Source organism: Streptomyces sp. NPDC104831, from assembly GCF_055583025.1.
In genome coordinates this window covers 53160-66700 of record NZ_JBVJOT010000040.1, presented here as the reverse complement: position 1 = coordinate 66700, position 13541 = coordinate 53160, and the positions used below count along the sequence as shown (strand labels likewise).

13 protein-coding genes are annotated in these 13541 nt (G+C 73.9%); 9 read left to right on the top strand and 4 right to left on the bottom strand.

Annotated elements, in window-relative coordinates; translation table 11 throughout:
- The first annotated feature begins 648 nt into the window (after positions 1–648).
- Genes ACZ63H_RS25740 through ACZ63H_RS25720 form a run of 5 tightly spaced genes read left to right on the top strand, consistent with a single transcriptional unit; the run spans position 649 to position 5137 of the window.
- Entirely contained in the window at positions 649–1191 is a 543-nt protein-coding gene (locus ACZ63H_RS25740) for an RNA polymerase sigma factor (RefSeq protein ID WP_469868812.1), read from the top strand.
- Complete coding sequence (locus ACZ63H_RS25735; RefSeq protein ID WP_469868810.1) at positions 1188–2048, top strand: cupin domain-containing protein; 861 nt, start codon at positions 1188–1190, stop codon at positions 2046–2048. The genes ACZ63H_RS25740 and ACZ63H_RS25735 overlap by 4 nt, the downstream gene beginning before the upstream one ends.
- 58 nt (positions 2049–2106) lie before the next feature.
- Complete coding sequence (locus ACZ63H_RS25730; RefSeq protein ID WP_469868808.1) at positions 2107–2967, top strand: ABC transporter ATP-binding protein; 861 nt, start codon at positions 2107–2109, stop codon at positions 2965–2967.
- Positions 2964–4487, top strand: coding sequence for an ABC transporter permease (locus ACZ63H_RS25725; RefSeq protein WP_469868806.1), 1524 nt, complete (start codon positions 2964–2966; stop codon positions 4485–4487). The genes ACZ63H_RS25730 and ACZ63H_RS25725 overlap by 4 nt, the downstream gene beginning before the upstream one ends.
- Positions 4475–5137 (top strand): ABC transporter, encoded by a 663-nt coding sequence (locus ACZ63H_RS25720; RefSeq protein WP_469868804.1) that lies wholly within the window; start codon positions 4475–4477, stop codon positions 5135–5137. Before ACZ63H_RS25725 ends, ACZ63H_RS25720 begins: the two co-directional genes overlap by 13 nt.
- Positions 5138–5145: 8 nt before the next feature.
- Here ACZ63H_RS25720 and mshD read toward each other — a convergent pair whose 3' ends face one another.
- The gene (mshD, locus tag ACZ63H_RS25715) at positions 5146–6072 is read right to left on the bottom strand and encodes a mycothiol synthase (protein WP_469868802.1); all 927 of its coding nucleotides are present in this window, start codon (positions 6070–6072) and stop codon (positions 5146–5148) included.
- A gap of 173 nt (positions 6073–6245) precedes the next feature.
- Here mshD and ACZ63H_RS25710 point away from each other — a divergent pair, with 173 nt between their 5' ends.
- Positions 6246–8036 carry a bifunctional metallophosphatase/5'-nucleotidase gene (locus ACZ63H_RS25710; RefSeq protein ID WP_469868800.1) on the top strand — a complete coding sequence of 597 codons (1791 nt, stop codon included), beginning with the start codon at positions 6246–6248 and terminating at the stop codon, positions 8034–8036.
- 66 nt (positions 8037–8102) lie between these two features.
- Here the strand turns inward: ACZ63H_RS25710 and ACZ63H_RS25705 are convergent, their stop codons facing one another.
- Complete coding sequence (locus ACZ63H_RS25705) at positions 8103–8378, bottom strand: hypothetical protein (protein ID WP_469868798.1); 276 nt, start codon at positions 8376–8378, stop codon at positions 8103–8105.
- A 120-nt stretch (positions 8379–8498) separates the two neighbouring features.
- Here ACZ63H_RS25705 and ACZ63H_RS25700 point away from each other — a divergent pair, with 120 nt between their 5' ends.
- Entirely contained in the window at positions 8499–9323 is an 825-nt protein-coding gene (locus ACZ63H_RS25700; protein ID WP_469868796.1) for a helix-turn-helix domain-containing protein, read from the top strand.
- Positions 9320–9541 (top strand): DUF397 domain-containing protein, encoded by a 222-nt coding sequence (locus ACZ63H_RS25695; RefSeq protein ID WP_469868794.1) that lies wholly within the window; start codon positions 9320–9322, stop codon positions 9539–9541. Before ACZ63H_RS25700 ends, ACZ63H_RS25695 begins: the two co-directional genes overlap by 4 nt.
- A 72-nt stretch (positions 9542–9613) precedes the next feature.
- Here the strand turns inward: ACZ63H_RS25695 and ACZ63H_RS25690 are convergent, their stop codons facing one another.
- Entirely contained in the window at positions 9614–11665 is a 2052-nt protein-coding gene (locus ACZ63H_RS25690) for a pectinesterase family protein (RefSeq protein ID WP_469868792.1), read from the bottom strand.
- A 76-nt stretch (positions 11666–11741) separates the two neighbouring features.
- Positions 11742–12521, bottom strand: a complete 780-nt coding sequence (locus ACZ63H_RS25685; protein ID WP_469868790.1) for an NAD(P)H-dependent oxidoreductase — start codon at positions 12519–12521, stop codon at positions 11742–11744.
- Between the two features lie 145 nt (positions 12522–12666).
- Here ACZ63H_RS25685 and ACZ63H_RS25680 point away from each other — a divergent pair, with 145 nt between their 5' ends.
- On the top strand, positions 12667–13527 hold the full coding sequence (locus ACZ63H_RS25680) for a helix-turn-helix transcriptional regulator (RefSeq protein WP_469868788.1): 861 nt from the start codon (positions 12667–12669) through the stop codon (positions 13525–13527).
- The last annotated feature ends 14 nt before the right edge of the window (positions 13528–13541 follow it).

Genomic DNA, 13541 nt, shown 5'->3' with positions numbered 1-13541 from the left:
GCGGCGGTCACGCGGCGGGTCCGGACGGGCGTGGCGGTCCGGCGGCGGGTGCGGGGGCGGGTGCGTGGGTGGGTTCCGGCGGGCCCGCGGTGGCAGCACGGCTGCGGGGGGGGGTGCGTACACCGTCCGGTGGTCCGGGCCGGCCCCGGTTCACGGCTTCCGGGGCCTGGCCGGGCCTTTCCCTCCCCGGTCCGGGGGCGGGTGCGGGTGCGGGCGTGGGTGGGTTCCGGCGGGCCTGCCGTGGCGCCCCGGATGTGAGGGGTGCGTACACCGTCCGGTGGTCCGGGCCGGCCCCGGGTCACGGCTTCCGGGGGCCTGGCCGGGCCTTTCCCCCACCGGTCCGGGGGCGGGCGCGTGGGTGGGTTCCGGCGGGCCCGCGGTGGCAGCACGGCTGCGGGGGGGGGGGCGTACACCGTCCGGTGCTCCGGGCCGGCCCCGGGCCACGGCTCCCGGGGGCCTGGCCGGGCCCCTCACTCCCCGGTCCGGTCCCGGCACCCGCTCCTCGGCGCGGCCGCTGCCGTGCCCCCCGGGGACGCGGGCCGGGGCCTGTCTGCTCTGCTGGAGGGTCCGCGCGGGGCGGGAGGGGAGGCCGGGGAACCGGTCGCGGCCGGCGTGAACCGTTCGGCGGGTCCCGTCCGATGAGGAGACGTGAGCGAGACGAGAAGCGACGCGGAGCTGCTGCGGGCCATCGCGGCGGACCGCGACCGGCACGCCTTCGAGGAGCTGTTCCGGCGGTACGCGCCCTGGCTGACCGCACGGCTGCGCGGGCGCTGCGCCGACGCCGGGGTCGTGGACGACGTCGTCCAGGAGACCTTCCTCGCGATCTGGCGGGGCAAGGCGCGCCACCGCGAGCAGGGCGAGGTGGCCGGGTGGCTGTGGCGCATCGGCTCCCGCCGGCTCGTGGACGCCCAGCGCGGCGACGGGGCGCGCGGGCGGCTGCGGCAGGCGCTGGCCCGGCTGCGCCACCGGGACGAGGCGTCCGCCGAGGACCGGGTGCTGGCGGGCGTGGAGCACGGGGACCTGGCGGGCGCGCTCGTCCGGCTCTCCCCGGAGCTGCGCGCGGTGCTCCAGGCGACGGTCGTCGACGGGCTGACCACCCGGGAGGCGGCCGTCCTGCTCGGGATCCCGCCCGGCACGGTCAAGACGCGGGCGATGCGGGCCCGCAAGCAACTGCGGGAGGCACTGGCATGACGGAACGAGGACCGGCGGGGGGTGCCGGCACGAGCTGGCACGTCGCCGAGGAGGACCTGCGGGCCTACGCCCGCGGGGAGCTGGAACCGCCGCTGCTGTGGTCCGCCGACACGCACCTGGCCGGGTGTGCCGGGTGCCGGGCGGTACTGGCCGCGGCCTGGGACGGCGGGGAGCTGGACGCGGCCTGGGCGCGGCTGGACGCCGAGCTGGACGCGCCCCGGCCCCGCCCGTTCGAGCGGCTGCTGCTGCGGCTCGGCGTGGCCGGCCACACCGCGCGGCTGCTGGCCGCGACCCCGGTGCTGCGCCGCTCGTGGCTGGCGGCCGTGACGCTGGTGCTGGCGATGTCCGTGCTGACCGCCCGGGCCGGTCACTCGGCCACCCTGTTCCTGGCGCTCGCCCCGCTGCTGCCGCTCGCCGGGGTCGCCCTGTCGTACGGGCCCGTGGCCGACCCGACGTACGAGATGACGGTCGTCTCCCCGCTGCACGGCTTCCGGCTGCTGATGATCCGCACGGTCGCGGTGCTGACCGCCGCCCTCGCCCTGACCGGTGTGGCGGGCCTCGCCCTGCCGGGATTCGGGCCGGGCGCGTTCGCCTGGCTGCTGCCCGCGCTCGCGCTCACCGCGACCGGGCTGGCGCTGACCCCCCGGCTCGGGCCGGTCGCCGCCCCCGTCCTGGCCGGCGGCGGCTGGGTCGTGCTGGTGCTCCTCGCCGAGGCGGCCCGCGGCGGCGGCGACCGGGTGCCCGCCCCGTTCACCGCCGCCGGGCAGGGCGTGGCCGCCGGGGTCGCCGCCCTCGCCGCGGGCCTGCTCTTCCTCGCCCGGGACCGCTTCGACCAGTCCACCGGGGGCGTCCGGTGAACCCCGTGCCCGGATGTCCGGCGAGCCCCCCGTCCACCCCTTCCCACAGGAGTCCCGCATGACCGCCACCGTCTCCGCCTCCGGACTCGCCCTCCGCTACGGCGGCACCCGCGCCCTGGACGACGTGTCGCTGCGCCTCGCCCGGGGCGTGACCGGACTCCTCGGGCCGAACGGCGCCGGGAAGACCACGCTGCTGCGGGTGCTGGCCACCGCCGTGCCCGCCGACCGCGGGGCCTTCACGGTGCTCGGGCACGACCCGGCGACCGTCCGGGGCCGCCAGGAGCTGCGCCGGAACCTCGGCTATCTGCCGCAGACCCCCGGCTTCCACCCCGACTTCACACCCTTCGAGTTCGTGGACTACGTCGCGATCCTCAAGGAGCTGACCGACCGTGCCGCCCGGCACCGGGAGGTGCGCCGCGTCCTCGCCGAGGCCGACCTCGGCGACGTCCGCGGCAAGCGCATCAAGAAGCTGTCCGGCGGCATGCGGCAACGCGTCGCGCTGGCCGCCGCCCTCGTCGGCGACCCCGGCTTCCTGGTGCTGGACGAGCCGACCGTCGGCCTCGACCCCGAACAGCGCATGCGCTTCCGCGAGGTGATCGCCCGCGCCGGGGAGGACCGCACGGTGCTGCTGTCCACCCACCAGACCGAGGACGTGGCGATGCTCTGCAACCGGGTCCTGGTGATGGCGGGCGGCCGGATCCGGTTCGCCGTCACCCCCGCCGAGCTGACCGCGCGGGCCGCCGGCCGGGTGTGGAGCAGCGGCGGACGCGACCCCGGGGCGAAGGCGGGCTGGCGCACCGGTACGGGCGCCTTCCGCAACGTGGGCGATCCACCCCCCGGCGCCGAACTGCTCGAACCCACCCTGGAGGACGGCTACCTGCTCACCCTCGACGGCGAGCCGGCGGAGGTGGCGGCATGACCGCGCCCGTACGGGAGAAGGAGACGCGCACCGCCGCGGCCGCGCCCGGCGCCCCCGCGCCGGCCGTGCTCGCGCTCGCCCTCTTCGAGGCCCGCAGGCTGCTGCAGCGCCCACCCGTCCTGCTCGCCCTCGCCGGTTACACGGCCTGGCTGGTGTGGCACAACCTCCAGCCCTGGGACGAGTTCCCGGTGCTCCAGGACGCCGACCGCGCCACCCAGGGCGGCCCGCTGTTCGTCGCCCTCGCCGCGCTGCTGTGCGCCAACCACGCCGTGCTGCGCTCCCGCCGCCGGGACACCGAGCGCCACTTCGAGGTGCTGGCGCTGTCCCGTGGGCGGCGCACGGCCGCGCACGCGCTGTCCGTCGTACCGCTCGCGCTGTTCGTCGCCGTCGGGGTGACCGCCCAGTTCACCTGGGAGGCGGTCAAGCCCGGCGCCGTCGGGCACGGTTCGCCGGCCGAGTTGCTGGCCGGGCCGCTGACGGTGCTGCTGTTCGGGGCGCTCGGCGTGCTGCTGGCCCGGCTGCTGCCGTCGGCCGTCGCGGCGCCGCTGCTGGTCGTGGTGTTCTTCCTGATGTTCGTGGGCGCCGCGTTCCCCTTCGGCGGAGAGGCCGGGGCCGCCTGGTTCGCGCCGGTGGTCGGCACGGCCGGCAGCAACCCCTTCCCGTCCGGCCTGCTGGGCCGCCCCGCCGCCTGGCACGCCCTCTACCTCGCCGGGCTCGCCCTGACGGCCGCGCTGCTCGCCGTCCTGCTCTCCGGCTCCCGCGGCCGGAGCGTCCGGGCGGCCGTCGCCGCCGCGCTGGCCGTGACCGTGCTGGGCGGCTTCGCGCAGACCCGTGACGTCCCGGAGGCGACGGTGGCGGCCCGGCAGCGGGCCTCGCTCACCCCGGAGAAGGAGCAGACGTGCCTGCGGCGGGACACCGCGGAGTACTGCGCGTTCCCCGAGTGGGCGCCGCGGACCGCCGACTGGGAGCGGGTCGTGCGCGGGGTGCGGTCCCTCGCGGGCGGTCCCGCGCAGGGGCGGCGGCTGCTCGTCCGGCAGCGGCTGGAGGCCCGCTACGGCCTCTTCGAGGACTCGGCGCTCCCGCCGGCCACCGCCCCGGGCCAGGTCACCGTGGGCACCGCCTGGGGCGGCAACCGGATCCCGGAGTTCTCCACGGCCGTGGCCGCCGTGCTGGTCGCGGGCGACGAGAAGGCGGCGGCAGGGCTGTGCGACGGCCGGATGGTGACCGTCATGTGGCTGTCCCTCGCCTGGCAGGACGACCCCGAGGCACAGCTCCGGCACGTCCGCCTCGACGACAGCCTCAGCGGCGAGGCGGTCGTCCTCTCCCCGACCGACCCGCTCACCATGACGGCCGGTCAGACCGAGGTCGTCCGCGCCCTGCTGCGCCGGCCGCTGCCCTCGGTCGTCGGCCGGGTCAAGGCGCACTGGGCCGAGCTGACCTCGCCGAAGGTCACCACCGCCCGCGTGGCCGAGGTGCTGGGCGTGCGCGCCGGCGTGGGGCCGGACCGGTGCGGGGCGTGATCCGGGCGCTGGCCGTCCCGGTCTGGCGCACGCTGCCGTGGCGCACCCTGGGCGCGGCCGGCGCGGTCGGGCTGCTGATCCCCGGACTGCCCCGGCTGTGCGGCGCCGAGCCGGCCGACTGGGTCACCCTCTTGCTGCTGCGCGCCGCCGCCCTCGTCCTCGCGCTGGGCCTGGCCTTCCTGCTGGACGACCCCGCCCGGCACGGCACCGCCCCGGTGCCGACCGGGCGGGCGGCGCGGACCGCGCTGCGGGTGGTGCTGGTGGCGCCGGTCGCCGCGCTGTGGTGGACGGCGGTGCTGTTGCTGGCACCGGGCGCGCACCGGCCGCCGGCCGGGGACGTCACGCTGGAGGCCGGGGCCGGCTGCGCGCTGGCCCTGGCCCTGGCCGCGCTCGCCGTGCGCCACTCGGACGACCCGCGGCCGGGCCGGCGGGCGGCCACGGCGCTGCTGGCCGCCGCGCTGCTCGCCCCCCTGCTGCTGCCGGACGACTGGCCCCTGTTCGTGCCCGCCGGGGACCCCCGCTGGGCCACGGCCCACGACCACTGGGCCTGGGTACTGGCGGCGGCGGGCGCCGTGTGGCTGGTGACCCTCCGCGAGCCGCTGCGCCGCACCTTCCGCCGTCGGTCACCCAGGCCCCGGCACCTCCGCTGAAGCGGTGCTCACGTCTCCGTGCGGTACATCAGGTCCGTCTCGTGGACCGTGAAGCCCAGCCGCTCGTACACCGCCACCGCCGCCGTGTTGTCGGCGTCGACGTAGAGCATCGCGGTCGGCAGCTGCTGGGCGGCCAGGTGGCGCAGCCCGATCGTGGTGAGCGCCTTGCCGAGGCCGCCGCCCTGCTCGCCGGGCCGCACCCCGAGGACGTAGACCTCGCCGAGGCCCTCCTCCGCGTGCGTCTTGGTCCAGTGGAAGCCGATCAGCTCGCCGCGCCGCTCGGCGAGGAAGAACCCGGCCGGGTCGAACCACGGCTCGGCCTTGCGGTCGTCCAGGTCCCGCTGGGTCAGCGAGCCCTGTTCCGGGTGGTGGGCGAACGCGGCGGCGTTCACCGCGAGCCAGGCCGCGTCGTCCTTGCCCGGCACGAACGCGCGCACGCTCACGCCCTCCGGCAGCACCGGCTCGGGCAGCTCCAGATCGGTCAACGGCCGCCGCATCTGGCGCAGTTCCCGGAACAGGTTCAGGCCCAGCACCTGGGCCAGGTGCCGGGCGGCGGGGTGCCCGCCGTGCGCCCACACCCGCAGCCGCTTGCCGGAGGCGGCGAGCAGGGCCGAGCCGAGCGCCCGCCCGTGCCCGTGCCCCCGGTGCCGGGGGTGCACGACCAGTTCGGCGGCCGGGGGCTCCACCGGGTCGGTGTCCTCCAGCTGGGCGTAGCCGACGAGTTCGCCGTCGACCGTCAGCAGCAGGTGCGAGACGCCCTCGCGGGAGCCGCCGCGCAGGTGCAGCCGGCCCTGCTCGGACACCGGCTGCTGCCCGTCGGTCCCGGCGGCCTCGCCGAGCAGGCGCAGCACGGCCTCGCCCTGGTCCGGGGTGAGCGCGGAAAGGGTCTCGATGGAGCGGGCGGGAAAGCCCCGTACGGTGTCGTCGCTGCTCATGCGTACGAGGGTACGGGGCGCCCGGGGCGAAGTCCCGGCATACCGGCGGCAACGGCGCCGGGCGGGAGCGGCGGTGAAGGGAAACCAGGATGTGACCTGAATCCCCTGTCGCGCTACGCGCGTTGACTTTAGGCTGCGCCGAGCACCACAGCCGACCCACAGGGGGGTTCCCCATGCCATTCGTACCCCGGCGCACCAGACGCCGTACCTACGCCTTCCTCGCCGCCACGGCCGGTCTCACCACGGCGGCGGCGCTGGCCACCGCGCTCCCGGCGGACGCGCACGAGGACCACCGCCCCCACCCTCCGGGCCGCTACCAGGACGTCCAGCTGCTGTCCTTCAACGACCTGCACGGCAACCTGGAGCCGCCGTCCGGCTCCTCCGGGCGGGTCGGTGAGCTCCAGCCGGACGGCACGACGAAGACGATCGACGCGGGCGGGGTCGAGTACCTCGCGACCCACCTCCGCAACGCCCGCGAGGGCCACCCGTACTCGGTGACGGCGGCCGGCGGCGACCTGGTCGGCGCCTCCCCGCTGCTGTCGGGCCTGTTCCACGACGAGCCCACCGTCGAGGCGCTGAACAAGCTGGACCTGGACGTCACCTCGGTCGGCAACCACGAGTTCGACGAGGGCGCCCGGGAACTGGCCCGCCTCCAGAACGGCGGCTGCCACCCGAAGGACGGCTGTTACACGGACCGGGAGTTCGAGGGCGCGGACTACCCGTACCTGGCCGCGAACGTCCAGGACGAGAAGACCGGCAAGCCGATCCTGAACCCCTACTGGGTGTGGGAGAAGAACGGCGTCAAGATCGGCTTCATCGGGGTGACGCTGGAGGGCACCCCGGGCATCGTCTCCGCCGACGGCGTCAAGGGCCTCACCTTCAAGGACGAGACCGAGACCATCAACAAGTACGCGAAGGTGCTCCAGCGCCAGGGCGTGCAGTCCATCGTGGCCCTGATCCACGAGGGCGGTTTCCCGGCCTCCGGCTCCTACAACTACGACTGCGACTCCCCGGGCGCGGGCGACGGCATCTCCGGTCCCATCGTGGACATCGCCAAGAACGTGACCCCGGCGGTGGACGCGCTGGTCACCGGCCACACCCACCAGGCGTACGTGTGCACGGTGCCCGACCCGTCGGGCCGCCCCCGCATGGTCACCTCGGCGTCCTCCTTCGGCCGCCTGTACACCGACACCACGCTCACGTACGACCGCCGGACGGGCGACATCGTGCGTACGGCCGTGCGGTCCGCCAACCACGTGGTCACCCGCGACGTCCCCAAGGCGGCGGACATCACCGGCTTGATCGGCAAGTGGAACGCCCTGGCCGCCCCCATCGGCAACCGCCCCATCGGCTACATCTCGGCCGACATAGGCAACACCGGCACCGAGTCCCCGATGGGCGACCTGGTCGCCGACGCGCAGCTCGCCCACGGCCGTGAGCTGGACCCGAAGACCAGCCTGGCGCTGATGAACCCGGGCGGCGTCCGGGCCGGCCTCACCTACGCGGCCAAGGGCGCGGAGGGCGACGGCGTGGTCACCTACGCCGAGGGCTTCACGGTCCAGCCGTTCGCCAACACGGTCAACCTGGTGGACCTCACCGGCGCCCAACTGGTCCAGGCGCTCAAGGAGCAGGTCAGCGGCGTCAACGAGGCCGCCCCGAAGATCCTCCAGCCCTCGGCCGGCCTCACCTACACCCTGGACCTCACCAAGTCCGGCGCGGACCGCGTGGTCACCGCCTCCATCCGCCTGAACGGCACGCCCGTCGACCCGGCGGCCACCTACCGCGTCGCCATGAACGCCTTCCTCGCGGGCGGCGGCGACGGCTTCCCGAGCCTGGGCCAGGGCAAGAACCCCGTGGTCGGCTCGGACGACCTGGCGGCCCTGCAGAACTACCTGACGGCGAACTCGACGCCGGCCTCCCCGATCGCGCCCCCGGCGGCGAACCGCATCACGATCGTCAAGTAGACCGTGTCGTCCCTCCTCCGGCCCTGTCCACAGCTGTGGACAAGGCCGGAGGCCGTGTCCGCTCCCCTACGCGGGGATGCGGGCGCCCCTGCTGTGGGCGATGCGGAGGACTTCCTCCAGGGACTCGCCGGCCCGCGTCAGCGCGAAGCGCACGGCCCGTTCGCCCGCGGTCCCGTCCGCGAGCACGGCCCGCGCCCCGGCCAGCACCTGCTCTCCCGACCGCAGCTGCGCGGCCTCCACGTCGTCGGCGAGGCGGGACAGGCGGCTGTCGTCGTGGTCGGTACTGAGGTAGCAGGGCTTGCCCTCGGGGCTGGTCCAGGGAAGCAGGCGCAACTCGGCCATGCGGAGTCTCCGTTGTGACTGGCGGTGATTACGGTTCGTGCCACGATCGTCACGTACGGCGAGTACGCTCCGGAAGAGCTGCTGTGTTGTCCGTGAGCAGGGACAACAGGGAGGGGTTACGTGGGCGAGAACGTCGACCCGGGGCCGGTGTCCGGACGGGCCATCCTCGGGCAGACCCTCAAGGTGCTGCGCGAGAAGGCCGGCAAGTCCCTGGGCCGGTTGGCGGAGGACACCGGCTACGACAAGAGCTACCTGAGCCGCCTGGAGTCCGGCGAGCGCCTGTCCAAGGTGACGGTGATGGAGGACCTGGACAGCTACTACGGCACGGGTTCCCTGCTGGTCGGCCACTGGAAGGCCGCGCGCCTGGACGCCTTCAAGGACCAGTACAAGGAGTTCATGAAGCTGGAGGCCACGGCCAGGATCATGTGGCTTTTCTCGCCGGGCATTCCTGGGCTCGTGCAGACCGAGGACTTCGCTCGCGGGGTGCTGATCGGGGCTCAGACAACGGCGGACGGTGAAGAGGCCGTGGAAGAGCAGGTCGCGGCACGGCTCGGACGGCAGTACCTGCTGAGGCAGAGGCCCGAGCCTGAAGTACGGGTCATAATGGACGAGTTCGCGCTGCGACGTCCCGCTGCCCAAGGAAAGACCTGGCACGACCAGTTGTTCCACCTTGAGTCCGCCGCGCTCTGGCCCAATGTGACGCTTCAGGTGCTGCCATTCTCAGCGGGAGCGCACCACCATATGACCGGGTCACTGACGCTCCTCTGGCAGAGGGACGGCAGTGCTGTCGCCTACAAGGAGGGCAACGGTTGCAGTCGGCTGATCGAAGATCAGGACGAAGTACTCCGGCAGCGACTGTCCTACGATCGCCTCCGGGACATGGCGTTGTCCCCGTCGGACTCGCTCACGTTCATCAGGGACGTACTGGAGGAGCACAGATCATGACGCGCACCCCCGACCTCAGCACCGCAACTTGGCGCAAGTCGAGCTACAGCGAAGGGGGAGCCAACGACTGCGTCGAGGTTGCCGACGGATACCCGGGCGCCGTCCCCGTCCGCGACAGCAAGACCCCCGCCTCCCGGCCGCTGGTCGTCTCGGCCGCTTCCTGGGCCGGGTTCGTGGACGGCATCAAGCGGGGGAGCGGCGCGCACACGTTCGGGTGAGCGATCGCTGACGGCGGACAAGTCCCCGGCCGCCGTTCCGCAGGACGACGCGGCGGCCGGAGTGCCCGAACGTCAGGAAGCCGAAGGAGTCCAGTCGCCCAGCCAGTCCCCGATCTCCTGGCCGGAGGCCTGGGCGTCGGTCAGCTGGGGGCGGTCCGTGCTCGCCGCGCCCGCGCCCGCGCCGGTGTTCTTGTACTCGGCGAAGCGGTCGTCCTTCCAGGAGAAGCCGCTCATGTCGGTCCAGGGGGTTGTCCTGATCGCCGCGCTCAGGGTCGTGTTGCGGACCGTGGTCTGCGGGTCCAGCGTGGCGTCGCCGCCGGCGTGCCAGGGGCGGCCCAGGTAGAACGTGCGGTCGGAGACGTCACCGGACACCGTGGAGTTCGCGATCAGGATGCCCTTGCGGTTCGCCGCCGTGGAGGGAGCCGTGACGTAGCCCGCCGACGTGCCGTTCCAGCGCTTCCTCAGGGTGATGACCGACTTGTCGATCACCGCCGTGGCCCGGCCGAAGATGAAGTCGACGTTGCCGATCACGTACGAGTTGGTCATGTAGACCCGGCCGAGGCGGTCCTTGGACGCCGTGTCCAGGAGCAGGGTGTCCTGGTCGCCGGTCACGATCACCCCGTCCAGGAACACCTTGTCGGAGGCCGTGCGCAGGGCCACCGCCTGCTGTGCGATGTCCTGGTGGGCCGCCTCGTCGAAGTCGTTCGTGATGCTGAGGTTGCGGGCCTGGAAGTCGTCGGCCTCCACGGCCACGGTCGCGCTGCCGCCGGTGCCGTACGTGCCCGAGCCGTCGGGCCTGGGCGTGCCGGACGCGTTGTTGTAGACGATCACCGTGTCCTTGCGGCCGGCGCCCGTGCCCTGGAGGGTGACGTGCGGCTTGTTCGACGGGACCTTGACCGTCTCCCGGTACGTGCCGGGCTTGACCGCGATGACGACCCGGGAGGCGTTGTTCGCCGGGACGGCGTTCACGGCGGCCTGGACGGTCGTGTACTGGCCCGAGCCGTCCTTGGCGACGGTCAGCGTGGTGGCCGCCGCCTTGACGGCGGTCGCGCTCGTGCCCAGCGAACCACGCGGCCCCGCGCCCGACTTCACCACCGACGGCACGTCCGCCGCCTTGTCGGGCGTGTAGGCGTAGTAGCTCTTCGGGTCCCACGGCCCGCCCGTGCCCCCGCTCTCGTTGCGGCCGCTCGTGCCCGAGAAGACGTTGCCGCGCTGGACGAGGGTCGCCGTCGCGTCCCTGATCACCGGGTTGGCGAGGCCCTGGAAGTAGGAGTTCTCCAGCAGCATGCTGGTGTTGCCGCGCGCGCAGGTGCCGTAGGACGACGTGATCGCGGTACCCGGCTCGTCCACCAGGTAGTTGTTGTACAGGTGGGCGTGGGCCACGTTGTCCGTGGACGGGTTGCGCTGCTCGGTCTCGCGGATCCAGTTGTGGTGGATCGTGACGTCCGCCGTGGTGTTCTCGGTCCAGCCGATGCCGAACGCCTTGTTCTCCTGGCCGAGCCGGTTCCAGGACACGGTCAGGTAGGTGGTGTCCTTGCGGCTGTCGATCAGCCCGTCCGCCATGTGCCGGATGTCGTTGTGGTCGATCCAGACGTGGTGGGCGCCGTCCATCTGGATGCCGTCGTAGTCGTGCTCCTTGTCGTTCCAGACGCCCTGGTACGCGTCCCGGATGGTCAGGTTCCGGATGATCACGTTGTGGACGCCCTGGCCGAGGAAGAAGCCGCCGCCGACGATCTGGCCCGAGGTGCCGGACCCGATGACGGTCTTGTCCGACCGGACCTTGATCTCCTTGCCGACCGGGTCCATCGTGATCGCGGCGGCCACCACGATGACGTACGGCTGGTCGGCGGTGGCGTACTTCTCCAGGTCCGCGAGGGTCTTCACGGTGACGATGTCGCCGCCGCGCCCGCCGTACGTGCCGTTCTGCCCGAGCGCGTTCACCGAGGCGAAGCCGTCGGCGGCCTGCGTGGCCCAGGCCGGTACGGCGGTCGCGGCCGAGGCGTGCGACGAACCGCCGGGGCCGAGCAGGCCGTGGCCGAGTCCGCCCGCCGCCGCGAGCGCGAGCGGCAGCCCGGCCGCGAACGCGGCACGGCTCCTGCGGTGACGGGGAGTGCGAGTGCTCATGAGCGACTCCAGGTGTGGTCCGGGTGGGGTGCTGCCCTGGAGTCGCCACGGGACGGAGGAAGGTTGCCGGGTGCGGTCAGCCGGCCGTGTGGAGGCCGAAGCCGGTGCGGCCCGGCAGCTCCAGGCCCTCGCGCAGCCGCATCGAGGGCATCTCGTAGTCGCCGTGGTTCTGGCGGCGGTACGGGATCGGGTCGGTGTCCTCCAGGGTCAGCAGCCGCTTCCGCCACTGCCCGGCCGCGTCCGCGAAGACCTCGGGAGCCATCCGTACCGTCCGGTGCAGGACGAACGGCGGCAGCACGTCCATGCCGGGGTGGTAGAGGATGCCGTGCTGGATCGGGAAGAGCACGTCCTCCATGGGGCCGTTGATGCCGCGGTCGGAGTACTGGGACTCCGGGCCGCCGACCGTCACCGACAGCATGGCCCGCCTGCCCTTGAGGGTGCCGTCGCCGAAGCGGTCGCCGTACCGGGTCTCGTTGTGCTCGCCGACGCCGTACCCGAAGCCGTAGGTGAACACCCGGTCCACCCAGCCCTTCAGGATCGCCGGCATCGAGTACCACCACAGCGGGAACTGGAGGATCACGGTGTCCGCCCACAGCAGCTTCTCCTGCTCGGCGCGGATGTCGGCGGACAGCGCGCCGGACGCGTAGGCCCGCCCGGAGTCGTGGACCACGTCCAGCGGGCCGGAGGCCGCGTCGCCGAAGTCGTCCGCGTCCACGACGGACTTCCAGCCCATCGCGTACAGATCGCTGACCCGCACCTCGTGCCCCGCACCGGTCAGCGTCTCCACCGCGATGTCGGTGAGCGCGCCGTTCAGCGACCGCCGCTCGGGGTGGGCGTGCACGATGAAGACCTTCATGTCTGCTCCTGCTCCTTGAGTCGAGGTGCCTTCGATCCTGGAGGGGGAAGGGGCGCGCGATTCAGGGGCGCCTCCTCCGTAGGACCGGACTTCCTGGTACTCGCGGGGCCACCCAGCCGGGGCGTGCGGCGCGGATACTGGAGCGATGGACGACCTGGCTGACTTCCTGCGCACCCGGCGAGCCCGGGTCCGCCCGGAGAGCGTCGGCATCCGCGCCGACTCCCGCCGCCGCGTGACCGGGCTGCGGCGCGAGGAGGTCGCGCACCTGTCCGGCGTGAGCGTCGACTACTACGTCCGGCTGGAGCAGGGCCGGGCGCGGCAGCCCTCGGTCCAGGTGCTCGACGCGCTCGCCCGCGTCCTCGGCCTGGACGACGTGGAGCGCGAGCACCTGCACCGGCTCGCCCGCCGGGTGGTGGGCGAGCCGCGCCGGGCCACCACGGCACGGCCGCGCCCGGAACTGCTGCGGGTGCTGGAGCTGATCCCCGACGCCCCCGCCTTCCTCATCGACCACCGGCTGACCGTGCTGGCCGCGAACCGCCTCGGCGACCTGCTCTACAGCCGGCCGGTCGAGGGCCTGAACATCGCCCGGCACGTCTTCCTGACCGAGGAGGGGCGGGCGCTGTTCGGCGACTGGGAGGACTGCACCCTCGACATCGTGGGCCATCTGCGGCTGTCCGCCGGCCGCTGCCCCGGCGACCGGGAGCTGGCCTCCCTCATCGGCGAACTCGCCGTGCACAGCGAACGCTTCCGGCGGCTGTGGGCGCGCGCCGACGTCCGCACCCGCACCCACGGCCGCAAGGCGTACCACCACCCGGCGGTCGGCCGCCTGGAACTGCACCAGGAGAACTTCGCCCTCCCGGATGTCACGGGCACGGAACTGATCGTGCAGTCGGCCGCCCCCGGCACCACCGCCCACGACAACCTGCGCCTCCTGGCCAGCCTCGGCGCCACCACGAAGGAGGCGCCGGGTCCGCGGGCCGCCCCCGTCACCGACCGGCCCGAGTAGGCGGCAGGCACCGG

Bases quoted from the DNA above. Each gene is read 5' to 3' on its own strand.
- ACZ63H_RS25735 (WP_469868810.1), top strand. From the start codon at position 1,188: ATGACGGAACGAGGACCGGCGGGGGGTGCCGGCACGAGCTGGCACGTC.
- ACZ63H_RS25730 (WP_469868808.1), top strand. From the start codon at position 2,107: ATGACCGCCACCGTCTCCGCCTCCGGACTCGCCCTCCGCTACGGCGGC.
- ACZ63H_RS25725 (WP_469868806.1), top strand. From the start codon at position 2,964: ATGACCGCGCCCGTACGGGAGAAGGAGACGCGCACCGCCGCGGCCGCG.
- mshD (WP_469868802.1), bottom strand. From the start codon at position 6,072: ATGAGCAGCGACGACACCGTACGGGGCTTTCCCGCCCGCTCCATCGAG.
- ACZ63H_RS25710 (WP_469868800.1), top strand. From the start codon at position 6,246: ATGCCATTCGTACCCCGGCGCACCAGACGCCGTACCTACGCCTTCCTC.
- ACZ63H_RS25705 (WP_469868798.1), bottom strand. From the start codon at position 8,378: ATGGCCGAGTTGCGCCTGCTTCCCTGGACCAGCCCCGAGGGCAAGCCC.
- ACZ63H_RS25695 (WP_469868794.1), top strand. From the start codon at position 9,320: ATGACGCGCACCCCCGACCTCAGCACCGCAACTTGGCGCAAGTCGAGC.
- ACZ63H_RS25690 (WP_469868792.1), bottom strand. From the start codon at position 11,665: ATGAGCACTCGCACTCCCCGTCACCGCAGGAGCCGTGCCGCGTTCGCG.
- ACZ63H_RS25685 (WP_469868790.1), bottom strand. From the start codon at position 12,521: ATGAAGGTCTTCATCGTGCACGCCCACCCCGAGCGGCGGTCGCTGAAC.
- ACZ63H_RS25680 (WP_469868788.1), top strand. From the start codon at position 12,667: ATGGACGACCTGGCTGACTTCCTGCGCACCCGGCGAGCCCGGGTCCGC.